Source organism: Crossiella sp. S99.2 (assembly GCF_023094165.1).
Taxonomy (GTDB): Bacteria; Actinomycetota; Actinomycetes; order Mycobacteriales; family Pseudonocardiaceae; genus Crossiella.
Genome location: NZ_JALMDK010000003.1, coordinates 398,676 through 421,479 on the forward strand (window position 1 = coordinate 398,676; position 22,804 = coordinate 421,479).

A 22,804-nucleotide genomic window follows, 5' to 3' on the forward strand; every position below is an offset into this window, starting at 1 on the left:
TGTCCGTGGACCGAACGCTCCCAGCCCGCGCCCGCATCGTCGTGATCGGCGGCGGCGTCGGCGGAACCAGCATCGCCTACCACCTCGCCAAACTCGGCGAACGAGACGTCGTGCTGCTCGACCGCGACGAGCTGACCAGCGGCTCGACCTTCCACTCGGCGGGACTCGTCGGTCAGCTGCGCGCCGATGTGACCCTGACCCGGATGAACATCTACTCCGCCCAGCTCTACGCCGAACTGGAGGCCGGGGAGAACCCGGTCGGGTTCGTGCCCTGCGGCGGCATCCGGCTGGCCTGCACCCCTGAGCGGATGGACGAGGCGCGGCGGCAGATAGGCTGGTCCCGCACCGTTGACCTGCCGCTGCAGGAAATCAGCCCGGCCGAGGCCAAGGAACTGTTCCCACTGCTGGACACTTCCGGCGTGCTCGGCGGCACCTACCTGGCCACCGACGGCTACGTCGACCCGGCCCAGCTCACCTACTCCCTGGCCGCGGGCGCCCGCGCAGGTGGGGTGCGGATCTTCCCACACACCAGGGTGCTGGGCATCGACGTGCGCGAGGGCCGGGTCCGCGGTGTGCGCACCGAACGCGGCGATATCGAGGCCGAGATCGTGGTCAACTGCGGCGGCATGTTCGCCGCCGAGATCGGCAGGCTGGCCGGGGTGCGGGTGCCGATCGTGCCCATGTCGCACCAGTACCTGATCACCGAGCCGGTCCGCCCGCGCGATGGCAGCCACCTGCCGACCCTGCGCGACCCGGACAACCTGGTCTACTTCCGCGAGGAGGTCGACGGGCTGCTCATGGGCGGCTACGAGCGCGACTCCGCGCCCTGGGCGCAGACCGGGGCGAACTTCGAGGCGGTGCCGCCGGACTTCAACGGCAAGCTGCTGCCCGAGGACTGGGACCGCTTCGCCGAGATCGCCGAGGCCGCCCAGCTGCGGGTGCCGACCATGGCCACCGCCGGCATCCGCAAGATGATCAACGGCCCGGAGGCGTTCACCCCGGACAACGAGTTCTGCCTCGGGGAGACCGAGGTCGGCGGATTCTTCGTGGCCGCAGGGTTCTGCGCGCACGGCATCGCCGGAGCGGGCGGCATCGGCAAGGTGATGGCCGAGTGGATCGTGGCCGGGGAACCGGAGTTCGACCTCTCGCACATGGACATCCGCCGCTTCGGCCGCCAGTACCGCTCGCCTGGCTACACCCGCAAGCGCACGGTGGAGAACTACGAGACCTACTACGACATCCCGTTCCCGCACCGCGAACGCGGCGCCGGGCGACCGCTGCGGGTGTCCTCGGCCTACCCCTGGCATCGCGAACACGAGGCCAGCTTCGGGGAGAAGTCCGGCTGGGAACGGGTCAACCACTACGAGCGCAACGCCGCCGCCGGTCAGGAGTCCTGGCGCCCGCACGGCTGGGCAGGCCGCAACTGGTCCCCGGCCATCGGCGCCGAACACCTGGGCACCAGGGAACGCGCGGGCCTGTTCGACGAGTCCTCCTTCGCCAAGATCGAGGTCACCGGCCCTGGCGCGGCGAAGCTGCTGGACTGGGTGTGCGCCAACGAGGTCGCCGGCCCGGTCGGCGCGATCACCTACACCCAGGCGCTCAACGCCCGCGGCGGCATCGAATGCGATTTCACCGTCACCCGCTGGGGCGAACACGAGTTCCAGGTGGTCACCGGCACCGCCTTCGGCTCGCACGACGCGGCCTGGCTGCGCAGGCACGCCCCGGCCGACGGCTCGGTCCGCATCGCCGATGTCACCGGCGCCTGGTCCTGCTTCGCCCTGTGGGGCCCGCGCTCCCGGGAGATCCTGGCCGGACTCACCCCCGCCGCCCTGGACAACGAGGCGTTCCCGTACCTCACCGCCCAGGAGACCACCGTCGGCGACGTGCCGGTCCGCGCGCTGCGGGTGACCTTCGCCGGTGAGCTGGGCTGGGAGTTGTACTGCTCCAGCGAGTACGGCGCCGCGCTGTGGCGCACGCTGTGGGAAGCCGGGCAGGAGCACGGCGTCATCGCCGGCGGCTACCGGGCCATCGACAGCCTGCGCTTGGAGAAGGGCTACCGGCTCTGGGGCTCGGACCTCACCCCGGAACGCACGCCGTATGAGGCTGGCCTGGGCTTCTGCGTCAAACCGGACAAGCCCGGCGGCTTCCACGGTCGCGAAGCCCTGTTGCGCCGCAAGGAAGCCGGCTTCACCCACCGCCTGCGCTGCCTCACCCTGGACGATCCGCTGGCCTGGCCGCTGGGCAGCGAGGCGGTCCGCGTCGGCGGCGAGGTGCTGGGTCGGGTGACCACCGGCGGCTATGGCTACAGCGTGGGCCGCGCCATCGCCTTCTGCTACCTGCCGGTGGACCGGGTCAAGATCGGCACCGAGGTCGAGGTGGAGATCTTCGGCCGCTGGGTGCCCGGCGTGGTCGAACGCGACCCGCTGTTCGACCCCAAGGGCACCCGCATCCGCGCCTGACCCGGACTGGACTCGGTTCGACGCCACCCGCGGCGCCGAACCGAGTCCGGATCAGGCCCGGACCAGGCTGCCCACGAACTCCAGCACCCGGGCCAGCACCGTCTCCGGATCATCGAGGGACATCGAGTGCCCGGTGCCCGGCAGCACCTCGACCCTGGTCACGCTCGACATCCCCTCCAGGCGTTGCCTGGCCAGTGCAGAGTCGTGCATCTGGCTGCGTTCCCCGAGCAGGAACAGGCTGGGCACGCTCAACCCCAGCAGTTCCTCGTCGGTGAACACCGGCGGGTTGGGCAGCACCCGGCGGAAAGCGAACATGGCCGGCGCCAACGGCATCAGCCAGTCCTCGGTCAGCGCCGCGTTGGTCAGCGATCGCGCCGCCCACTCCCGCATCTCCCGCGGCGCCCCGAAAAACGCCGAGCAGGCCATCGCCCAGGACACGAACCGCACCCCGACCTGCTCGAACCCTGGCGGGTCCAGCAGCGAGATCGAGGCCACCCGCTCCGGGGCGTGCAGCGCGGTGTGGATCGCCGTCCAGGCCCCGTAGGAGGACCCCACCAGACTGGCGCGCGCCACGCCCAGCCCGTCGAGCACCTCGACCAGCCAGTCCGCCAGGTCCCGGCCATCGCGCACCGGCTTGTCCTGGTGATGGTGCCCCGGCTCGCCGATCGCCTCCACCGCGAACACCGGATGGGCCGCGCTGAGCTGGTGCACCAGACCGCGGAACAGCAACGGCGCCCCGCCCGACCCCGGCAGCAGCACCAGCGGCACCCCGCACTCCTGACCGCTGCGGTGCACCCGGGTGGTGCCGAAGGAGGTCGGCACGTCGGTGGTCACTGTCAGCGGCGGCCAGTGCTCGGCCAGCAGCCGGTCGTAGCCGCGGATGTACTCCTGCCGCACGGCCTCGCTCGGAAACCGGCCCACGTAGTCAGTCGTCATGAGTCCCCACCGTTGAGTCGCCGGGCCGGCCGACGCGCGATCCGACGAAGTCCAGCACCAGCCCGACCGTCCGTTCTGGATCATCAATATGCACCACGTGACCGGCCCCTGGCACGACCACGGCGCCGGCGATGTTCGCAAAGGCGGCCACTCGCGCCCGTGCGGCTGCCGCATCGTGCAGAACACTGCGCTCACCGAAGAGGAACAGCGACGGCACCGACAACGCGGCCAGTTGGGCGTCGGTGAAGACCACCGCGTCCGGCAGCACCCGCCGATACCCGATCATCTTCGGGAACAGCCGCGGCAGCCAGCCCTCCAGCAGCGTCGCGTTGGGCAGCCGTCGAGCCGCCCACGCCCGGATCGGCCTGGGCATCGGGGTGCACAGCGCGCAGAGGAGCAGCCAGCGGATGGCCCGCCAGCCCAACCGCTCCAGCGCGGGCGGATCGATCAGGGTCGCCGAGGCCACCCGCTCCGGCGCGTGCAGCGCGGTGTGCATCGAGATCAACGCTCCGTAGGAACAGCCCACCAGATGCGCGCGCTCGACGCCCAGCGCGTCGAGCACCTCGACCAGCCAGCTCGCCAGGTCGGCGAAGTCGAGCACCGGCTTCTCCTGCGGGTGGTGGCCGGGCTCGCCGATGGTCTCCAGCGACAGCACCGGATGCACGGCACTGAGCTGCCGGATGACCGACCGGAACCCCAGCGGCGTCCCGCCGGCCCCGGTCAGCAACACCACCGGCACCCCACCACCGGAGCCGTTGCGCTGTACCCGGGTGCGACCGAAGGAGGTCTCGACCTCCACAAAATCCCGGGCGGACGGCCAGTACTCGTCCATCAGCTCGTCATGGACCCGGATGAACTCCTGCCGGGCCCGCTCGCTCGTAAACCGTCCCACTCGCTCCTTGCCCACGTGATCCCCCATCACTCTCGGTTATGATACGAGCGTATCAGAAGTCGAGTTGTCGTAGGGTGTGCGCCGTGCCAAAACGGGTTGATCATGAGCAGCGCCGCACCGAGATCGCGGAGGCACTGCTACGCATCGCGGGCACCCGCGGCCTGCACGCCGCGAGCATGCGCGAGGTCGCCGCCGAGGCCGGCGTGTCCCTGCGCCTGGTGCAGTACTACTTCCACACCAAGGAAGAACTGCTGCTCGACGGCATGACCCGCCTGGTCGGCAAACTCAACGACCGCATGATCGAGCGCATCCGCGCCGCGGGCCTGCCCCCGACTCCGCGCAGCATCCTGTACGCGGCGCTGACCGGCCTGCTGCCCACCGACGAGGAGAGCCACCGCGTCCAGCTCACCTTCGTCGCCTTCCAGACGCTGATGATCACCGACCCGGCCTTCGCCAACCGCAACCTCGGCACCACTCCGGACAAGATGGAGCGCTACCTGACCGACCAGATCAGCCAGGCCCAGCAGTTAGGCGAGATCGCCCCGGACCGCGACCCGGCCCTGCTCGCCACCGCGCTGACGGCCCTCACCGGCGGCCTGGTCTCCAGCGTGATCGCCGGCCAGCGCGACGCCGAAGCCGCCGAACACGTACTCCGCGATCACCTGGACCACCTGTTCACACCCGATCAGCGTTGATCAGTGCCCTAATCTCGTGGCGAGCCGCGGTCCGCAAGATCAGACCTCTCGAACCACGCTATAGCGTCGTGCTCGTGCAGCGGCGCCTTGGCCAGCGCGACGCTGAATTAGCGCAAATTCAGATAAAAGGCGAAGCTGTTAGTGTGCCTCCATTCACTCGAGAACTGGAGCGCTCCGCCATGAAGTACACCGTCTCGATGGAGATCGCCATGCCGCGGGAGAGGGTGGTCCAGCTGCTCGCCGACCCGGAACACCTGCCGAAGTGGCTGCGGGGCTTGGTGCTGCACGAGCCGCTGAGTGGGGTGCACGGGCAGGTCGGCACCAAGTCGCGAGTTGTGCTGCAGACGGGGCAGCAGCAGATGGAGTGCACCGAGACCATCACCCGCCGGGAACCGGTGGACCTGCACGGGATCGCGCGGGAGAGCGTCGTCCATTACGACCGCGAGATCGTCGGCAATGGCATGTGGAGCGCCGCGCGCGAACGCTTTACCGAAACCGAACTGGAGACGACGCTCTGGGTGAGCGAGAACGAGTACCGGTTCAGCAGCGTGCTGATGCGGCTGGTGGCGCTCTTGATGCCCGGCACCTTCCGCAAGCAGTCGCTACAGCACATGCAGGACTTCAAGGCGTTCGCCGAGCACGGAAAGGACGTCCGCGAAGCGAAGGACTGAACCGCGGGCGGAATCTCGTCACCAGCCGGTGCCGGCATTGCGGGTCTATTCGCCGGACTGCTCACCGGTTGTGCGTCCCTGAGTTCACCATGCTGTCCATCGACGACATGGATCCGCGGCCTGGCTGTGTTCGGACGCGGCTTCCTACCTCACCGGCAGCACCTTCACCGTGGACGGCGGCATGACCACCGGCCACCCGACCCCGTTACGGGTCGCGGCGCCAGAGCCGTCATGGCCAGAGTTCACTCCTTTCGGGTCCGTATCCCCAGCACCACCGGTGTCGGCGAGCCGCCCTCCGCGAAACGTTCGAGCACCAGGCCCGCGGCCAGGAACTCGTTCAGCAGATCGGGCAGTGGCCGGTGGGTGGCGCCGACCTTGTCGCGCAGACCGTCAGCAGTCCACGACGCGGTTGTCCAGTAGGTGTCCCGGTAGCCGGGGTTGATCACTATGGCCGCCGGCTCAGACCGGTCGGCAAAACCGCCACAGAAACACGGGTGCACCCCGAGGTGGACGAACACGCCGCCTGGGCGCAGGACTCGGGCCACCTCGCGGAGCACCGCCGGGTAGCCGGGCATATCGGTGTGGGTCAGCACCGTCACCACGGCCGCCAGGGAACTGTCGGCGATCGGGAGAGATTCGGCGTCGGCCTGGGCCACGGGCAATTTCGCCGACGCGTGACCCAGCATACCGCAGGAAATGTCGAGCCCGACCGGGTTCCAGCCCAGCGCCCGGAGCCGGCCCGCGTGCGCACCGGTTCCGCAGCCTATTTCCAGGCAGGGGCCACTTCCGGGGCCAAGCAGGTCGGCCAGCAGTCTGGCCAGTTCCAGCAGGTCGGAGCCTTGCTGGGCGGCGAGGAAGTCGTGCTCGTACCAGTCCGCGATGTCATCATAATGGGCGCGCATGCCTCGACTGAACACGCTGCGCTTCGATTCTCGCCTGCCATTCCGCCCAGGGTGAACGCTGAATAACCCGATCAGGGCGGAAAGGCTCAGGGAGCTGTAGTCAGGTCGAATTGGCCCTTCCGGCCGTGTACAACTGCTCTCAGGCCGACGCGGTTGGCTGGACGGATCGGCAGTGCCTCGTCCAGTGCAGCCAGGGTGGCGCGCAGCGGGTCTGGATCCGGAGACCACGCGTGCAGCTCCACCAACGTCGCCATCGGAAGGTTCCTGGCCGGGTGTGTTGTGCCGCCCCAGTCAATCAGGAACGGGACGACTCCAGCGCCTGGCGGGGTGAGCCGCCAGCTCAGTTGTCGTCCGTCGGTGGTGAGCCGCCCCATCGCCTGCGGTGTGCCCGGATCGGCGCCGCGGGCACGGGCGGCGGCCACGCTCGCATCGATGTCGGTGGTGCGGGCGGCCCAGGTCACCAGGCTGGGGCCGGTCAGCGTGCCGAGTCCGAAGATCGTCGGCTCGGCCTCGCGCGCCGGATCCGGTCCGATGATCTCCAAGTAGGCCTGCTCACCCAGGCCGAGTAAGTAGTTCGCGGTTCCGAACTCAACGTGGCGACCGCCTGGTACCGGGCGGTCGCCGGAAAGGAGGTGGATCAGGTCAACGGTGCCGGCCAGGTCCGGCGTCGCCAGCACGAGGTGGTCGAGCATGGGTCTCCGTCCCTCTTGACATCCCGCTACAGCCATACCAGATTGCTGCTGACTGATTGATCAGTCACTTAGTGGCGGAGGTGGCTGTGCGGCAGGTGCGGGACGGGCTCGATCTCACCGCGGAACAACGGGACTTCATCAGCCTCGCCCGGGATTTCGCCGCGACGGAAATCCGTCCGGTGGCGCGCACGGTGGATGAGGCTGACACGGAGAGCCCGCTTGAACTGTGGACTCGTGCCGCGGCGCTGGGCCTGACCGACCTGATGCTGCCCGCCCGGCTGGGCGGTGGCGGGATCGAGGACCTGCTCACCCAGGCCCTCATCCAGCAGGAACTCTGCTACGGCGACATCGGCATCGGCAACCTGCTGACCTCCAGCGGGTTCACCGCCGGTCCGTTGCTCGCACTGGGCACGCCGGAGCAGCAGGCCCGCTGGCTGACGCCGCTGTGCGGGAAGAACCCGCCGCTGACCGCGGTCGCGGTGACCGAACCGGACATCGGCTCCGACGCCGCCGGCCTGCGGACCCGGGCCGTGCGCGACGGCGGAGAGTACGTGCTGACCGGGCAGAAGACCTGGATCTCCAACGCGCCCTACGCCGAGTTCTTCGTGGTGTTCGCGACGGTGGACCCGGCGCTGCGCTCGCGCGGCGTCACCGCCTTCGTGGTGGAACGAGACCGGCCGGGGCTGACGGTCGGCCCGCCCATGCGCAAGCTCGGGCAGCGGGCGATCGTCAACGCCGAGGTCTTCCTGGACGAGGTGCGGGTGCCGGTCGAGCACCGGCTCGGTGGGGAGGGCGAGGCATTCCGCGGGCTCATGCGGACCTTCGACGCCTCGCGGATCCTCATCGGCGCGGCCTGCACCGGCCTGTCCAGGGCCGCCCTGGACACGGCCACCGACTACGCCCGGCAGCGGGTGCAGTTCGGCACGCCCATCATCGAGCACCAGGCGGTCGGCTTCCGGCTGGCCGATATGGCGGCCAAGGTCGACATCTCGCACCTGCTGACCGTGCGGGCGGCCCAGCTGTTCGACCGGGGCGAGCCGGTCGCGGCGGAGTCGGCGATCGCCAAGGTCACCGCCTCGGAGAACGCCATGTGGTGTGCCTGGGCGGCGGTGCAGACGCTGGGCGGCTGGGGGTACTCGCGGGAGTTCCTGGTCGAGAAGTGGCTGCGTGACGCCAAGCTGGAGGAGATCGAGGAGGGCACCTCCGACATCCAGCGGCTGATCATCGCCAGGTCGCTGGCCAGGCCGAGGTGAGCACGCTGGCCCGGTTCACCGACCCGGCCTCGGTGGCGGTGGTCGGTGCTTCGGCCGACCCGGCCAAATGGGGTCACTGGCTGGCCCTGGGCGCGCTCGCGGGCGGGCACCGGCGACGGGTGCACCTGGTCAACCACCGTGGTGGCCAGGTCGCCGGGCTGGAGTGCCTGACCAGTGTGCAGGCGCTGCCCGAGGCGCCGGAGCTGGTGGCGGTCTGCGTGCCGGCGCGGGCCGTGCCAGAGGTGGTCGAGGACGCCCTCGCACTGGGGGTGCGGGCGTTCCTGGTGATCACCAGCGGGTTCACCCCCGCGGCTGAGGCGGCTCTGGCCGACCGGGTCCGGCGGGCTGGGGCCCGGCTGCTCGGCCCGAGCTGCCTCGGTCTCTACGACGCCGACGCCGAGCTGCGGCTGCTGTGGGGCGAATGCGCGCCGGGTGCACTGGCCATCGTCTCGCAGAGCGGTCAGCTCGGGCTGGAAGTGGCCGGCCTGGCCGCCGCGGCGGGGCTGGGGGTGTCGCGGTTCGTCTCGGTGGGCGCCCAGTGCGATGTCACCGCGACCGACCTGCTGCACGGCCTGGCCGGTCACGCCCGCACCCGGGTGGTGCTGCTGTACCTGGAGGGCTTCGGGGACGGCCGCGCGGTGCTCGCGGCCCTCGCCCGGCTGCGCGCGGCCGGTAAACCGGTCGTGGTGCTGACCGCGGGGGCCAGCCCGGTCGGCGCGGCCGCGGTCCGCTCGCACACCGGCGCGCTCAGCTCCACCACCGATGTGGTGCGCGCGGCCCTGCGCTCGGCGGGCGCGATCCTGGCCCGCACCCCGGCCGAGGCGGTGCGGGCCGCCGCCCAGCTCGCCGCGGGGATCCCGCGCGGCGACCGCGTCGGCGTGGTCAGCGACAGCGGCGGTCAGGGCGCGCTGGCCGCCGACCTGGTGAGCGAGGCCGGACTGACGCCGGGCATCCCGGTCGACCTGGCCGGGGCGGGCGAAGCGGACCTGGGCAGCTACGCGGCGGCCGTCGAGCGGGTACTCGGCTGCGGGGACATCGACGCCGTGCTGCTGACCGGCTACTTCGGCCGGTACGCGGTGGACTCGCCGGGACTGGCCGCCACCGAGATCGCGGTGGCGCAACGCCTGGTCGAACTCGGTCGTGGCGGGTGTCCGCTGGTGGTGCACAGCATGGCCGCCCACGATCCGCGCGCGCCCGCGGTGGCTGTGCTGCGGGCCGGCGGTGTGACCGTGCACGCCGAGATCGACATGGCGGTCGAGGCCCTCGGCCTGGCTGCCCAGTGGCGGGCCAGGGCCGCGCGGAACCTGTCGGCGCGCGGCGCGGACTCCAGGACCGTGGGTGAGGAATCCCGGAGCACCACGGCAACGGTGAACACCCCCTGGAGTGGCTCAGTGCCAAGTGTCATCACCTACTGGAGTGCCCGGGAGTTGCTGTCCGCGTTCGGCGTGCCGTATCCGGCCGCTCAACCAGTGGCCTCCCGGACCGAGCTGCTGGCCGCGACCGCGCGGTTGCGCGGGCCGTTCGTGCTCAAGGCGAGCTGGATCGAGCACCGCACCGAGCAGGACGCGGTGCGGGTGGGACTGGCGGATCCGGTGGCGGTGCTGGCCGGGTACGACGAGCTGGCGGGGCGGCTCGGCGAGCACGGGTACGTGGTCGAGGTGCAGGATCAGCGTGCGGGTGTGGTCGAGCTGATCGTGGGATTCCGGCGGGATCCGGCGTTCGGGCCGGTGGTGCTGGTCGGGATCGGAGGCACGTTGGCTGAGGTGTACCGCGACGTCACGGTGGAACTGGCGCCGGTGGACGCGGAGCTGGCCGTGACGATGCTGCGGCGGTTGCGGGGGTGGCCGTTGCTGGCGGGGTGGCGGGGCCGCCCGGCGGTGGACGTCGAGGCCGCGGCCCAGGTGGTGGCCGCGGTGTCACGGGTGGCGCTGACGCGGGTCGACCTGGCGGAAGGCGAGATCAACCCGTTGCGGGTCGGGCCGTTGGGGGCGGTCGCGGTGGACGCGCTGCTGGTGCCGATGGCACGGCGGGATCGGCTGTCGAACGAGGGTGGGACGGACGCGACTTGGGCGAGCGGGGCTGGGCTTGGGGCGAGTGGTGTGGGGCTGAGTGGACTGGAAGACGGGGGCCTGAGTGGGCCGGGAGAGCGGATGCCGGAGGTGACGCGGTGAAGGTGACCGGCGGTCAGGCTGTGGTGCAGGCGCTGGCCGCGCACGGGGTGGACACCGTGTTCGGGATTCCGGGCACGCACAACCTGGAGATCTATCGGCATCTGGCGGCCGAGGGGGTGCGGCATGTGAGCACCCGGCACGAGCAGGGCGCCGCCTATGCCGCCGATGGGTACGCGCGGGCCAGTGGGCGGCCGGGGGTGTGCGTGGTGACCTCGGGGCCGGCGACCTTGAACGCCGCGGCGGCGATCGGGCAGGCCTACTCCGACTCGGTGCCGGTGCTGCTGATCTCCCCCGGGCTGCCGCTGCGGCATCCGGGCCGGGGCAACGGCTACCTGCACGAGATGAAGGACCAGTCCGCGGCAATGCACGCGATCGCCGGGTACAGCCTGCGGGTGACCTCGGTGGCGGAGATCCCGGGGGCGGTGGCGGAGGCGTTCGCGTACTTCCGGGCGGGGCGGCCTCGGCCGGTGCACCTGGAGGTGCCGGTGGACGTGCTGGGGGAGGTTGCCGAGGTCGCGGTCGGGGGGCCGGTGGCGGTGGGGCGGGTGCTGCCGGAAGCGGCGGTGCTGGCTCGGGTGGTCGAGGTGCTGGGGGCGGCTCGGCGGCCTGGGCTGCTGGTGGGCGGTGGGGCCAAGGGGGCGGCGGGGCTGGTTCGGGAGCTGGCGGAGTTGGTGGGGGCACCGGTGGTCAGCACGGCCAACGGGAAGGGGGTCCTGGCTGAGGGGCATCCGTTGAGCCTGGGGGCTGGGGTGCACTTGCCGGGGGTCGTGGAGTTCGTGCGGGACTGCGATGTGCTGGTGGTCCTGGGCAGTGAGCTGGCGCCCAGTGACTTCTGGGTGGAGCCGCTGGCCCGGCCGGGGTGCCTGGTGCGGGTGGATGTGGATCCGGGGCAGCTGCGGGTCAACGCCGCGCCGGAGGTGGAGGTGGTGGGAGATGTCGGAGCGGTACTGGCCGAGCTACTCCCCCGGCTCGCCGGAGGAGAACGCGGGGACGGGGCGGAGCGGGCGGCTTGGTGGCGGGAGCGGTTGCGGGAGCAGGGGCGCGCCGAGGGGGCTCGGTGGTTGTGGTTGCTGGAGGTGCTCGGCGAGGCCCTCGGGGACGGGATTCTGGGCGCCGACAGTGCGATGGCCTGCTATTACGGGGCGCTGACGAATCTGCCGGTGCAGCGGCCGGGTGGGTTTTTGTATCCGACCGGGTTCGGCACCCTGGGGTATGGGTTGCCTGCTGCCATCGGAGCGGCGGTGGCGTGCCCGGGAGTGCGCACGGCGGCGTTGCTCGGGGACGGTGGGGTGATGTTCACCGTGGCGGAGCTGGCCACCGCGGCGCAGCTCGGGCTGGCGTTGCCGGTGCTGGTGGTGGACAACGCCGGATACGGGGAGATCCGGGCGGAGATGGTGGAGCGGGAGGATCCGGTGCACGCGGTGGATCTGCCGTCGCCGGACTTCGCGGCGCTGGGGCGCGCGCTGGGGTGCCACGGGGTTCGGGTGGCCGACGCCGAGTCGTTGCGGGTGGAGCTGGCGCGGGCGTTCGCGGCTGACCGGCCGACAGTGCTGCACCTGCCCGAGGAGCTGGGGCGCGCCTGAGGTGGGTGGGCCGGTGTGGACGGTGGCCGGGCCTGTCAGAGCTGCCGGGGCCTGCCGGACTGGGTCTCAGCGCAGGGGCAGGCGGGCTACCTCGGTCAGGGTGGTCTCGGTGGCGCGTTCGAAGGTGATGGTGGCCTCGGTGCTGGTCAGGTCCAGGGTGGCGAGCAGGTTGCCGAAGTAGGGGCCCGCGGTTTTGCGCCAGCGGGTGGGCTGGGCCGGGACGCCGGAGAGGCGGGTCCAGGCGTGCATGAGCGCCGTGGGCAGGCGCCACCAGCCCACGTGCAGGGCCGGTTTGAACATCGCGGGTTCGGCGTTGCGCAGGGGTGAGCAGGTCAGCTGGTGCACCGGGGTGTCGCCGGTGGTGCGGGCGACGTAGCTGTGGTGGACGTCGCCGGAGAGCACCGCGACCGTGCCCTCGGTCTTGCCCGCTGCCTCGTGCAGGACCTGGGCGAGCTGGTCGAAGGACTCGCGGAAGCTGGCCCAGTGATCGAAGTCGCCGAGCTGGCGGATGCGTTCGGCCAGCCGGCCGCGCCAGCCGGGGCGGGTGGCGGCGTGTTCGTTGCGGGCCTGCAGGTGGTGGATCACCGGGGGCAGCAGCCAGGGCAGGGAGCTGCCCAGCAGCAGGTGGCGGTACTCGGTGCCGGCCCCGGCCAGCTGGGCGGTGAGCCAGGCGAATTCCGCGTCGTCGAGCATTTTGCGGCGGCCGTCGCGCAGGATGCGGCCGGCCCGGCTGTCCACCATGAGCAGGCGGACCGGGCCGAAGTCGCGGCAGAAGCTCCACTGGGCCTGCTTGTGTTCGCCGATCTCGGTGTCCCAGCGCTGCGCGTGCGATTCCAGCAGCTCCTGGGCGTCCGCCCCGTGCAGGGCCTGGACCTGCTGGTACACCTCGTCCTTGGTCAGTGCGGCGGGGCTGAGGTTGCCCAGGTGCTGGTACACCCAGTAGGAGGCCAGCGCGCCGCGGACCCGCTTGGCCCACCAGGACTTGGCCGCCATCTCGGTACGCCAGGTCTCGGAGGTGTTCCAGTCGTCGCGGACGTCGTGGTCGTCGAAGATCATCGAGGTCGGCACGGTGGAGAACAGCCAGCGGATCTCGGGTTCGGACCAGCTCTCGTGGTAGAGCTGGGTGTACTCCTCGTAGTCGGCGACCTCGATGCCGGGCGGTTCGGCCAGGTCGCGGCGCTGCTTGAGGTACTGCTGGGTGCGGTCGGTGGTCTCGTCGGCGTAGATCTGGTCGCCGAGCAGCAGCAGCGCCTCGGGGCGTTCCCGCACCGGCAGGTCGCGCAGGCGGTTGGCCAGTGCGGACAGCGCGCAGTAGCCGACCTTGGCGCGCTGGGCCGGGTCCTCGGGCCGGGCGAAGCGGCAGGAACCGAAGGAGACCCGCATCGGGTGGTCGGGCCGGTCGGGCAGGGTGCGGATGACGCTGGGCGGGTAGTGGGACTCCGGCAGCGGCCACACCGCTTGGCCGTCGAGGTGGACCTGGTACTCGTGTTCGGTGTCCGGGGCCAGGCCGCTGAGCACGATCAGCGCGTAGTGGTGGCCGCCGACCTGGAAGGTGCCGCTTTCGGCGTCGAGCACCCGGACGGTGCCGGGGCCGTCGGTCTCCACCCAGACGGTGGCCGAGTTGTCGTCGACGTGGCGCAGCAGCGGTCCGAGCACGAGGTTGGGCACGGCGCCTTGTTTATCGCATCGCGGTCACCGGTGGTGCGGCGCTCCAGGCATCGATGCCGCGGTGTAGCGCTGCCTTGGTCTCCGGCGGGGCGAAGGAGGCGTCCGCGGCGTCCCGGGCCAGGTCGGCCAGTTGCGGGTCGGTGAGGCCGAAGGTGTCCCGGACCCGCTGGTACTCCTCGGTGAGGGTGACGCCGGTGAAGTTGGGGATGTCGGTGTTGAGGGTGACGACCAGGCCGGCGGCCAGCAGGTCGGGCAGTGGGTGGCTGGGCAGGTCGGGGACCAGGCCGAGGGTGACGTTGGAGGAGGGGCTGACTTCCAGGGGGATGCCGCGGTCGGCGATCTCGGCGGCGAGTTCGCGGTCCTCCAGGATGCGGAAGCCGTGGCCGAGGCGTTCGGTGCGTCCGAGAGTGAGGGCTTCGCGGATGCTGGGCGGTCCGCAGCTCTCACCCGCGTGGTGCACCAGGTGCAGGCCCGCGTCCTTGGCTTCCGCGATGACCTGGGCGAACGGCGCGAGGGAGTAGCTCTCCTCCCCCGCCATGTCCAGGCCGATGACCCGGCCGGGGAAGCGGCGGGCCAGGTCCAGGGTGCGCTGGGCGCGTTCGACCGAGCGGCGGCGGGAGTGGTCCAGGATGACCTGGACCTCGATGCCGTGTTCGGCCTGGCCCGCATCGAGTCCTTCGAGCATGGCGGTCAGCGGCATGGCCAGGTCGCCGAGACGTTCGCCGTGCGCGGCGGCGGTGAACCGGATTTCGGCGTAGCGGGTGCCCTGGGCGGCTTCGTCCGCGCAGAACTCGCGGGCCATCCGGCGGAAGTCGGCGGGGTCGCGCAGACAGTCGCGGATGTGCGAGTTGGCATCGGCGAAGGCGCGGAAGCCCTGGAAGGAAGCGCCGTCACTGGTGAGACTGGCCGACAGGGAGATGCCATGTTTGGTGGCGATCTCCCGGAGGGTCTCCCGGCGCAGGGTGCTTTCCAGGTGCACGTGCAGGTGGGTCTTGGGCAGCGTCAGCAGATCACGCATGGCCGCAGCGTAGGCAGTCCGGGCGGGCGGCGCCGCTCAATATCGACTCAGGCGACCGCGGACAGGTCGGCGCCGGTCGCGGGCTCGAACCAGCCGAGCCAGGGGCATTCCAGGGCGAACCAGTACTCGGCCACCACAGCTGGGGTATCCGGTGGGAGATCCTCGGAAATCGGCATGTCAGCAGGGTGCTACCTCCAGCGTGGTGGAGGTCAAGGCAGTGGAGTGAGGTGTTCGGCCGCGGTGCGGACCACCGCCTCGGCCAGCGCGGACAGCGGGGGCGAGTCCAGCTTCCACTGCTGCCAGTACAGCGGCACGTCCACCGGGTGCGGCGGGGCGAGGTCGACCAGCGTGCCGCGGGCGGCGTGCTCGCCGGCTTGCCCGTCCGGGATCATCCCCCAGCCCAGGCCCTGCACCACCGCGGCCAGGAACACATCCGAGGCGGGCACCAGGTGCTGACGACTGCTCGGCTCGCGCTGGGTCAGGTCGCGGGCGAAGCGGTGCTGCAGGTCGTCCTTGCCGTCGAAGACCACCACCGGCGCCGCGGGCAGCAGCTCGGCCAGCGGGCCGCCGGTGAGCCAGCGCCGGAGGAAGGCCGGGCTGGCCATCGCCCGGTAGCGCATCCGGCCCAGCGGACGCACCGAGCAGCCCTGCACGGGTTCGACGGTGGAGGTGACCGCGGCCAGCACCAGGCCCTCGCGCAGCAGGTCGGTGGTGTGGTCCTGGTCCTCCCGGCGCAGCGCGAAGCACACCTGGAGGTGCTCGGGAACCCTGGTCAGCGCGGTGAGGAACCAGGTGGCCAGTGAGTCGGCGTTGACCGCCACCGGCAGCACGCTCGGCCGTCCGTCCTCGGGCAGGCCCAGCTCGGCGCGGGCGTCGTGGGCCAGCAGCGCGAGTTGCCGCCCGAACCGGGCCACCACCTCGCCGGACTCGGTGAGCCGGACCGGTTTGGCGCGTTGCAGCAGCACCCGGCCGACCCGCTGTTCCAGGGCCTTGATCCGCTGGCTCACCGCGGACGGGGTGACGTGCAGGGCGCGTGCGGCGGCCTCGAAGGTGCCCTCGTCGACCGCGGCGAGCAGGGTGCGGACCTGGTCGAACGGCAACTCGTCCATCACAACAGCTAATGATAGTGAAGAATCTTTAGCTGGTCTGCTGGATCTTCGCTCCTTAGCGTCAAGAACGTGTACGGATACTTGACGCCGCTGGCCGCCGGTCTGGGCACCGGCCTGTCCCTCATCATCGCGATCGGCTCGCAGAACGCCTTCGTGCTGCGCCAAGGGCTGCGCCGCGAGCACGTGCTGCCGGTGGTGGCCATCTGCGGGATCTCCGACGCGGTGCTCATCGTGGCCGGGGTCAGCGGCATCGGCGGCCTGGTCCAGCTGTGGCCGAGTGCGCTGACCGTGGTCGGCTGGGCCGGTGCGGTCTTCCTGCTCGGCTACGGCCTGCTCGCCGCCCGCCGTGCCCTGCGTCCGTCGGCTTTACAAGCCGGGACCACCGATGGCGGCTCAGTGCGCGCGGCGATCCTCACCTGCCTGGCGCTGACCTGGCTCAACCCGCACGTCTACCTGGACACGGTGCTGCTGCTCGGCTCGGTCGGCAACGGCTACGGCGCGGCCCGCTGGATCTTCGCCGCAGGCGCGGTCGCGGGCAGCCTGCTCTGGTTCGGCGCGCTCGGCTTCGGCGCGCGCTCGCTGTCCGGGTTGTTCGCCAAGCCGGTCGCCTGGCGGGTGCTGGACTCGCTGATCGCGGTGACCATGCTGGTCCTGGGGGTCACGATGGCCGTGCGCGCCTCGGCGTGACGGCCATCGTGACCCGGGGTTCAGCGCCGCCGGTACTGCGCGGCCGAGCCTGCGGTGGCCGGGTCCTCGTAGCTGCCCGCCTTGCCGCGGTCGACGTGGAAGGTGGTCAGCGTGCTCACCGGCGAGTCGGCCACCTTCCGGTCGCCGATCACCCGCATGTGCGTGGACCAGCGCTGTGGCGTGACCTCGTAGACGTCGTAGCCGTAGCGGTTGCCCTCGAAGTACTTCAGGTGCGGGTTGGCCTTGCCCATCACCGGCCCGTTGGTGGCGTTCCACTCCGCGGAGTAGGCGCCCGAGGTGACCGAGTGCGCGGTGAACTCGGTGCCGATCACCGGGGACTCGGGGTTGTCGAAGTCCGGGCGGATGTCGTCGACGAAGGCGGAGTGCCAGTCGCCGGTGATCACCACCAGGTCCTCCAGGCCCTTCTGGTGGGCCTGGCCGAGCACGCTGTCGCGCTCGGTGCGGAAGCCGTCCCACTGGTCGGTGAAGTAGTAGCCGCCACCGGTTCTGGCCAGCTGGCTGAGCATGATCGAGTTGACCCAGCAGTGCCAGGCGTCGCTGGGTGAGTCGATCTGGCGGCCCAGCCAGGCGCGCTGCTCGGCGCCCAGGATGGTGCCGTCGGGCAGGTTCTGCGCCGAGCGGTACTGGCGCAGGTCCAGGATGGTCAGGTCGAGCAGATCGCCCCAGCGGCGCTGCTTGTGGATCTGGATGTCGGGCAGGCCGGTCTCGGCCCGCGCCGGCATGTGCTCGTACCAGGCCTGGTAGGCCGCGGCGCGGCGCTTGACGAACGGGGCGTCGCCGGTGGTGCCGCTGTGGTCGTTGACCACCTCGTGGTCGTCCCAGGTCAGGAACCACGGGTGCGCGGCGTGCGCCTCGCGCAGCGACGGGTCGCCCTTGTAGAGGGCGTGCCGCTTGCGGTAGTCGGCCAGGGTGAGGATCTCCGGGCCGTCGTGGTCGCGGATGTGGCTGCCGCCGACCTTGCCGTGCTCGTAGATGTAGTCGCCCAGGTGCACCACGAAGTCCAGGTTCTCCCTGGCGATGCCGCGGTGCGCGGCGTAGAGGCCGTCGTGGAAGGCCTGGCAGTTGGCCGAGGCGAACCGGACCTTGTCCACCGTGCCGACCGGGGCGGTGCGGGTGCGGCCGACCCGGCTGCGCTGGCCGAGGGCCTCGAAGGCGTAGTAGTAGGTGCGGCCGGGGCGCAGCCCGTGCACCGGGACGTGCACGGCGTGGCCCAGCAGCGAGGTGGCCGGGGCGGTGCCGCAGACGACCTTGCGGCGTAGTTCGCGGTCCTCGGCCACGGTCCACTTGACCTCGACCGCGGCCGGCAGCGGCTGTTCGGCCGCGAGGGGGTCCGGGGCCAGCCGGGTCCACAGCACCACGCTGGTGGGCATCGGGTCGCCGGAGGCCACGCCGAGGGTGAACGGCTTGGGGTCCCAGCTGACGCCGAGGTCGGCCGCGGCGGCGTAGGCCTGGGCCGGACTGAGCGCGGCCGAGAGCGGCCAGACGGCGCCGAGGGCGCCCGCGGTGGCCGCGCCGCGGAGCAGGGTGCGTCGGTTCAGCATCAGCGGGCTCCCACGGTCAGGCTGAGGTTGTCGGCGTAGCCGTCGTTGGAGCTGCCACTGCCGGAGCGGGTGAACAGCAGCGTGATCCGGGCGTGCGTGCTGCCCGCGGGCACCGGTCCGGTGGTGGTCTGCTCGAACAAACCGGTGCGCAGGCCGCGTTCCTGAGCGGTGACCGGGCCGAGCACGGCCAGGCCGATCGGGTAGCCGGTGCGGTCGAGGAACTCCACCGACAGCCGGACCCCGTCCTGCTGGGTGGCGAACCCGCCGAGCCAGCCGGAGAACCGGAAGACCGCGCCGGCGGGCAGCCGCACGGTCTGGGTGAGCCGGGTGCGCGGGCTGGTGCCGCCGCCGAGGAACTGGGCGCCGCGTTCGGCCGGGCCCGGGTCCAGCGCGGTGGGGTAGCCGCCGCCCGCGGCGTACCGGATGATCGCGGGCGCGCCTTCCACGGTCTGCCAGCCCGGCACGGCCGGGGTTGGCTCCCCCGCGCCGCCGGTGCCGCGTTCGACATCGCCGTTGTCGATGAGATTCACCTGCTACCTGCCTCCTCCAGTCGGGAACGGCGGGATTGTGCCGACCGTAGGAGGGGAACAGGTGAACGGAACATGGCCCTTTGGTCGCTTGTTTTTCAGAGCGTGCGGGCGTGGTGTGGAAGATAGCGTTTCCAGGCGGGACTGTGGCCGGTTCCGGTGAATGCCTGGTGGGCGGCCACGTCGGTCCACTCGGCGTAGTTTCGGACACCGGTGCCGTCGGCGCTGAGGTGGAAATGCGCGGCCAGCAGCCCGGGGATGACCACGCCCTCGGCCTCGGCCTGCTCGCCCGCCTCGAACATCCCGTCCACGAAATCACGCTGCCACCGCGCGTCCGGAATCGGACTGTCGATCGCGGCGATCACCACGCACCCGGCGGGTCCGGTGGCGTCGACCTGGCTGCGGTAGCGCCGGTACTCGGCGAGTGGGATCGGTGCGGTGGCGGCGTGTGCGCGGGCGGCCGCGCTGGTGCTCCACTGCGAGTAGTGCAGCAGGCTCACCCCGTCCACGCCCCGGTAGCAGGCCGCGGCCAGGCAGCCCTCGGGCAGTGGTTCGGCGGCGAGCCGGTCGAGTTCGGCGGTGGGGTCTGTGCTGGTCCATTCGCCGATGAGGGTGATCGCGGCGTCCGCGCGGGTGGGGTCGGGGAGCATGCGCGCAGCCAACCAACCCCACCCGTGGTGCTCAACCGGGTTTCCGGCTCAGCCGATCCGCAGGTCCCTGCGCTGCACCAGGACCAGGCCCGCGGCCGCGAGCAGCGCCGCCACTCCCAGCAGGACCAGCGTGGAGGCGCCGTCGAAGGATTCGGCTGGCAACAGCGCCAGGTGCCGGAACGGGGAGAGGTCCAGCAGCCAGGTCGGCAGGTCGATCAGCGGGCCGAACAGGGCGAGCACGAACCCGGCCAGCGGCAGCGTGGTGCCCAGGGAGACCGCCCAGCGCGGCAGCACCGCGATGAGCAGGGTGGCCAGCCCGGCGAAGACCGCGGCCGCGGGCAGACTGTTCAGCGCCGCGGCCACCAGCACCGAGGTGTCGTGGCCGCCGGTGGCCCACCAGGACAACGCGGCCGCCGACCCTGCGAGGGTGGCCACCAAGGTCGCCGACAGCAGCCCGGTGAGCAGGTGGGCGCCGAGCCAGCGGGCCCTGGTCAGCGGGCGGGCCAGCAGCACCTCGGCCTGGCCGGTGCGTTCGGCCTCCCTGGCGCTGACCACGCCCTGGGCGGCGACCAGCGCGATGAGCAGGCCGATGATCTGGAACAGGGTGGCCAGGAACGCCTCGGTGAACCGGCGCTCGCCACCGGCCACGGCCGCGAGCATGGCGCTGAGCTGCGGGTTGCTCGCCAGCACGGTGGAGACGCCGTCCACGATCGCGCCGATGGAGGCGGCCAGCACCCCCAGTCCGGCGGCCCAGCCCAGGATCATGCCGGTGTGCAGGCGCAGGGTGAGAAGTTCGATGGTGCGCAGCGAGCGGCCGTGTGCGGGACCGGGGCGGGCGTGCAGGAGTCCGGCGCCCAGATCGCGGCGGGCCTCCAGGACCAGCGCGGCGGCGGCGGTCAGCACGGCCAGGCCGAAGAGCAACAGCAGTGGCCAGGCGCGGTTGGTGGTGTAGGCGTCCACGTACTGTGCCCAGCCGAGCGGGCTGAGCCAGCGCAGCCAGGACACGTCGGTGTTGGCATCGGCCAGGACGCGCAGCACATACCCGGTGGCCAGCGCCCCGCCGGTGAGGCCGCTGACCGCGCGCCGCGAGGTGGCCAGCTGACTGAACAGCGCGGCGATCCCCAGGTGGGCGAGTCCGGCCCCGGCGCAGGCCGCGCCGAAGAGCACCGCGCCCAGCGCGGGGGTGCCCTCGACGAGCATGACCAGGGTGATCACCGCGCCCAGCAACAGGGTGCCGGCGCCGACCACGAGCAGTGCGGCGGTCAGCGGGGCGGTGCGGCGCACCGATCCGGCCCACACCGCCTCGCGCAGTCCGTTCTCCTCATCGCCCCTGGTCAGCAGGGCGAGGGTGAGGGCGGCGTAGAGCGCGATGACCACGCACTCGAACTGACCCATCCGCCAGCTGACAAATCCGCCGAGGCTGCCGATGTCGCCCGGTTTGCCCAGGGTGGCGTACAGCGCGGGCTGGCTGGCCAGTCCGGCGATGGCGGCCTCGCGCTGGGCCGGGTCGGGGAAAGCCTCCTGGTAGGCGGCGATGCCCACGATCATCAGCACCGCGATGGCCGCGCCCCAGGACAGGGTGCGCACCCAGACCCGGCCCAGGGTCAGCCGCAGCAACAGCGCGTTCACTTCTCCGCCTCGGTGTAGTAGCCGAGGAACAGCTCCTCCAGGGTGGGCGGACGGCTGGTCAGGGTGTGCACGCCCGCGGTGGTCAGCGCGGCCAGCAACCGGTCCATGGTGCCGGGCTGGGCGCGGCAGGTGAGCCGGTAGCGCCCGCTCTCGGGTTCGGTGAGGATCGGATCGGTGACCCCGGGCAGACCGTCGACCTGCACCGGCCCGGCCAGTTCGGCCTCCACGGTGTAGGCGGAGAGGTGCCGCAGGTCGGTCAACGTGCCGCTGTCCACCAGTTGTCCGGCGCGGACCACGCCGACCCGGTCGCAGATGGACTCGACCTCGCCGAGGATGTGCGAGGACAGGAACAACGTCCGGCCGTCGGCGCGGGCCTCGCGCACGCACTCCCGGAAGGTCTCCCCCATCAACGGATCCAGCCCGCTGGTCGGCTCGTCCAGGATGAGCAGTTCGGCGCCGGTGGCGAACGCGGCGACCAGGGCGACCTTCTGCCGGTTGCCCTTGGAGTAGGTGCGGCAGCGCAGCGACGGGTCGAGCTGGAAACGTTCGATCAGCTCGGCGCGGCGGGCCTGGTCACCGGGGGTGCCGTGCAGGTGCAGCAGGGCGTCGATGGCCTGGCCACCGGTGAGCTGCGGCCAGAGCGCGACATCGCCTGGCACGTAGGCGATTCGCTGGTGCAGGGCCATCGCCTGCCGCCGCACGTCCAGGCCGAGCACGGTGGCCCGGCCGGACGTGGGGCGCAGTAGATCGAGCAGGATCCTGATGGTGGTGGTCTTACCGGCCCCGTTGGGACCCAGGAAACCGAAAACCTCACCGGTGCGGACCTGCAGGGTCAGCGCGTCCAGTGCGCGCCGCCGACCGTAGTCCTTGGTGAGGCTGTCGATCTCGATCGCGACATCGCCCATGGGCGAGATCATCCACCTCGCGTGTTCAGCCCGCGCGTCGGATCGGTATCCAGGTGGACACGGCCTCATTACGCAGGAACTCGCCGACGATCTCCCGGCACAGCAGGGGTTTCTCCGCCAGCAACGCGTGCGAGGCGCCGGGCACCACGGCCAGTTCGGCGGTGGGGATGCCGCGGTAGAGGGCGAGGGTGTGTTCCAGGCTGATGATGTCGTCATCGGCGGCCAGCACCAGGGTGCGCGCGCTGATCCCGGCCAGGTCCGCGGTGCTGAGCAGGGTTTCGTCCCGGGCGGACTCGGCGAGCTTGCCCACCACGACGTGCAGGTGCTCCGGTGGGTGCGGGGCCACCTCAGCGTAGGCGCGGGTGATCACCTCGGGGATCTCGCCGCCCGGTTCGGGCTGGAACAGCCAGCCCGTGTGGTCGTGCACCCCGCTGACCAGCACCAGTTTGCGGACCAGGTCCGGCCGCCGGTGGGCCAGCAGCAACGCGACCACCGCGCCGTCGCTGTACCCGGCCAGATGCACCGGGGCGCCGATGACGGTGTCGATGAAGGCGATCATGTCCTCGGCCATGAGGTCGTGACTGATCGGCCCGTCGACGTCGGGGGTGTGGCCGTGGCCGCGACGTTCGGGCAGGTAGACCTGGAAGTGCTCGGCCAGGCCGTCCAGGTTGCCCGCGAAGCAGCGGGCGTCGGTCATGCCGCCGTGCAGCAGCACCAGCGCTTCGCCGTCGCCGCGGACGTCGTACCAGGTGGGGACGCCGTTGACGGTCACCGTGTTCGGCATGCTCGGGCGCC

The 22,804-nt window shown here is 71.5% G+C and carries 21 protein-coding genes; 7 read left to right on the forward strand and 14 right to left on the reverse strand.

All coding sequences use genetic code 11. The annotated features are described in order from the left end of the window. The first annotated feature begins 5 nt into the window (after positions 1-5). Positions 6-2,459, forward strand: coding sequence for an FAD-dependent oxidoreductase (locus MZC64_RS13115; protein WP_247756935.1), 2,454 nt, complete (start codon positions 6-8; stop codon positions 2,457-2,459). A 51-nt stretch (positions 2,460-2,510) separates the two neighbouring features. On the opposite strand, the gene MZC64_RS13120 is transcribed toward MZC64_RS13115, so the two are convergent. Together MZC64_RS13120 and MZC64_RS13125 are read right to left on the reverse strand one after the other, a co-directional pair. Further along, positions 2,511-3,395, reverse strand: a complete 885-nt coding sequence (locus MZC64_RS13120; RefSeq protein ID WP_247756934.1) for an alpha/beta fold hydrolase — start codon at positions 3,393-3,395, stop codon at positions 2,511-2,513. Then, positions 3,385-4,287 (reverse strand): alpha/beta fold hydrolase, encoded by a 903-nt coding sequence (locus MZC64_RS13125; RefSeq protein ID WP_247756933.1) that lies wholly within the window; start codon positions 4,285-4,287, stop codon positions 3,385-3,387. Before MZC64_RS13125 ends, MZC64_RS13120 begins: the two co-directional genes overlap by 11 nt. Positions 4,288-4,370: 83 nt before the next feature. On the opposite strand from MZC64_RS13125, the gene MZC64_RS13130 reads away from it, so the two are divergent. Then, entirely contained in the window at positions 4,371-4,982 is a 612-nt protein-coding gene (locus MZC64_RS13130; protein WP_247756932.1) for a TetR/AcrR family transcriptional regulator, read from the forward strand. A 68-nt stretch (positions 4,983-5,050) separates the two neighbouring features. Continuing rightward, complete coding sequence (locus MZC64_RS13135) at positions 5,051-5,653, forward strand: SRPBCC family protein (protein WP_247756931.1); 603 nt, start codon at positions 5,051-5,053, stop codon at positions 5,651-5,653. A gap of 242 nt (positions 5,654-5,895) precedes the next feature. Here MZC64_RS13135 and MZC64_RS13140 read toward each other — a convergent pair whose 3' ends face one another. Then, a complete protein-coding gene (locus tag MZC64_RS13140; RefSeq protein WP_247756930.1) occupies positions 5,896-6,555 on the reverse strand; it encodes a class I SAM-dependent methyltransferase in 660 nt (219 codons plus the stop codon). A gap of 86 nt (positions 6,556-6,641) precedes the next feature. Further along, positions 6,642-7,247: a VOC family protein gene (locus tag MZC64_RS13145; protein WP_247756928.1), complete on the reverse strand. Its 606-nt coding sequence runs from the start codon at positions 7,245-7,247 to the stop codon at positions 6,642-6,644. Positions 7,248-7,333: 86 nt separating this feature from the next. On the opposite strand from MZC64_RS13145, the gene MZC64_RS13150 reads away from it, so the two are divergent. Genes MZC64_RS13150 through MZC64_RS13160 form a run of 3 tightly spaced genes read left to right on the forward strand, consistent with a single transcriptional unit; the run spans position 7,334 to position 12,254 of the window. Beyond that, positions 7,334-8,500, forward strand: a complete 1,167-nt coding sequence (locus tag MZC64_RS13150; RefSeq protein ID WP_247756926.1) for an acyl-CoA dehydrogenase family protein — start codon at positions 7,334-7,336, stop codon at positions 8,498-8,500. Next, positions 8,497-10,671, forward strand: coding sequence for an acetate--CoA ligase family protein (locus MZC64_RS13155; protein WP_247756925.1), 2,175 nt, complete (start codon positions 8,497-8,499; stop codon positions 10,669-10,671). The genes MZC64_RS13150 and MZC64_RS13155 overlap by 4 nt, the downstream gene beginning before the upstream one ends. After that, a complete protein-coding gene (locus MZC64_RS13160) occupies positions 10,668-12,254 on the forward strand; it encodes a 5-guanidino-2-oxopentanoate decarboxylase (protein ID WP_247756924.1) in 1,587 nt (528 codons plus the stop codon). The genes MZC64_RS13155 and MZC64_RS13160 overlap by 4 nt, the downstream gene beginning before the upstream one ends. A gap of 66 nt (positions 12,255-12,320) precedes the next feature. Here the strand turns inward: MZC64_RS13160 and MZC64_RS13165 are convergent, their stop codons facing one another. Genes MZC64_RS13165 through MZC64_RS13175 form a run of 4 tightly spaced genes read right to left on the reverse strand, consistent with a single transcriptional unit; the run spans position 12,321 to position 16,052 of the window. Continuing rightward, on the reverse strand, positions 12,321-13,922 hold the full coding sequence (locus tag MZC64_RS13165; protein ID WP_247756923.1) for an alkaline phosphatase D family protein: 1,602 nt from the start codon (positions 13,920-13,922) through the stop codon (positions 12,321-12,323). A 10-nt stretch (positions 13,923-13,932) separates the two neighbouring features. After that, on the reverse strand, positions 13,933-14,940 hold the full coding sequence (gene add, locus MZC64_RS13170; protein ID WP_247756922.1) for an adenosine deaminase: 1,008 nt from the start codon (positions 14,938-14,940) through the stop codon (positions 13,933-13,935). 47 nt (positions 14,941-14,987) lie between these two features. After that, positions 14,988-15,116 carry a hypothetical protein gene (locus tag MZC64_RS47755; protein WP_282105226.1) on the reverse strand — a complete coding sequence of 43 codons (129 nt, stop codon included), beginning with the start codon at positions 15,114-15,116 and terminating at the stop codon, positions 14,988-14,990. 33 nt (positions 15,117-15,149) lie between these two features. Further along, positions 15,150-16,052: a LysR family transcriptional regulator ArgP gene (locus tag MZC64_RS13175; protein WP_374205710.1), complete on the reverse strand. Its 903-nt coding sequence runs from the start codon at positions 16,050-16,052 to the stop codon at positions 15,150-15,152. 66 nt (positions 16,053-16,118) lie between these two features. On the opposite strand from MZC64_RS13175, the gene MZC64_RS13180 reads away from it, so the two are divergent. Then, positions 16,119-16,736, forward strand: a complete 618-nt coding sequence (locus tag MZC64_RS13180) for a LysE/ArgO family amino acid transporter (RefSeq protein ID WP_247756920.1) — start codon at positions 16,119-16,121, stop codon at positions 16,734-16,736. A 20-nt stretch (positions 16,737-16,756) separates the two neighbouring features. Here MZC64_RS13180 and MZC64_RS13185 read toward each other — a convergent pair whose 3' ends face one another. From MZC64_RS13185 to MZC64_RS13210, 6 genes are all read right to left on the reverse strand, one after another. Continuing rightward, positions 16,757-18,298: an alkaline phosphatase gene (locus MZC64_RS13185; protein WP_247756919.1), complete on the reverse strand. Its 1,542-nt coding sequence runs from the start codon at positions 18,296-18,298 to the stop codon at positions 16,757-16,759. Then, positions 18,298-18,828: a hypothetical protein gene (locus tag MZC64_RS13190; RefSeq protein ID WP_247756918.1), complete on the reverse strand. Its 531-nt coding sequence runs from the start codon at positions 18,826-18,828 to the stop codon at positions 18,298-18,300. The genes MZC64_RS13185 and MZC64_RS13190 overlap by 1 nt, the downstream gene beginning before the upstream one ends. A gap of 95 nt (positions 18,829-18,923) precedes the next feature. Then, entirely contained in the window at positions 18,924-19,475 is a 552-nt protein-coding gene (locus tag MZC64_RS13195) for an antibiotic biosynthesis monooxygenase (protein ID WP_247756917.1), read from the reverse strand. 48 nt (positions 19,476-19,523) lie between these two features. Further along, complete coding sequence (locus tag MZC64_RS13200; RefSeq protein ID WP_247756915.1) at positions 19,524-21,104, reverse strand: ABC transporter permease; 1,581 nt, start codon at positions 21,102-21,104, stop codon at positions 19,524-19,526. Continuing rightward, the gene (locus MZC64_RS13205; RefSeq protein ID WP_247756913.1) at positions 21,101-22,009 is read right to left on the reverse strand and encodes an ABC transporter ATP-binding protein; all 909 of its coding nucleotides are present in this window, start codon (positions 22,007-22,009) and stop codon (positions 21,101-21,103) included. Before MZC64_RS13205 ends, MZC64_RS13200 begins: the two co-directional genes overlap by 4 nt. Positions 22,010-22,034: 25 nt before the next feature. Beyond that, entirely contained in the window at positions 22,035-22,793 is a 759-nt protein-coding gene (locus MZC64_RS13210) for an alpha/beta fold hydrolase (RefSeq protein WP_247756911.1), read from the reverse strand. Positions 22,794-22,804: the final 11 nt, after the last annotated feature.